The sequence below is a fragment of the Rhodococcus sp. no. 34 genome, assembly GCF_054589475.1.
Genome location: NZ_BAAILK010000045.1, coordinates 1 through 726 on the forward strand (window position 1 = coordinate 1; position 726 = coordinate 726).

1 protein-coding gene is annotated in these 726 nt (G+C 61.4%); it reads right to left on the bottom strand.

Annotation, left to right across the window (positions count from 1 at the left end):
* A partial coding sequence (locus ACYP01_RS21240; RefSeq protein ID WP_459682268.1) for an AMP-binding protein occupies positions 1 to 697 on the bottom strand: 697 nt, incomplete at its 3' end.
* Positions 698 to 726 lie beyond the last annotated feature (29 nt).

The window sequence follows — 726 nt, forward strand, 5'->3', positions numbered from 1 at the left end:
ACGGATTCGCCACAAACCGCTCCGCCGACAAATCCACCCGCCCGAAATACCCACGAGCGACCTGCACACCCGACAAATACAACTCACCCGCAACACCCACCGGCACCGGACGCAACCGCGAATCCAACACCAACACCGACGAATTCCACACCGGAGCACCCATCGGCACCACCACACCCACACCATCAAGCGGACCCGCCGCCGTCGCATGCACCGTGAACTCCGTCGGACCATACAAATTATGAACCTCAACCGACGGCAACACCGACAACACCCGACCCACCACCGACGCCGGCAACGCCTCACCCGCCGCGAAAATCACCCGCAACGAACCCAACCCACCACCACCGAGACGCGAAATCGTCGCCTCCGACGTGTCGACCAACTGATCGACGAACACCTCCAACATCGACGGCACAAACGAGACCATCGACACCGACTCCGCCGCCACCACCGACGCCAAATACCCCGGATCCCGATGACCGTCATGAGTAGCCACCACCAACCGAGCACCCACCGCCAACGGAACAAACAACTCCCACACCGACACATCGAACGTCACCGGAGTCTTGAACAACACCACATCAGAACCCGACACCGCATAACGCTCCGCCAACCACGACACCTGATTGACCACACTGCGATGACTGACCGCCACCCCCTTCGGCCGACCCGTCGACCCCGACGTGAAAATCACATACGCCGTATTCCCCGACCGCAACGGCG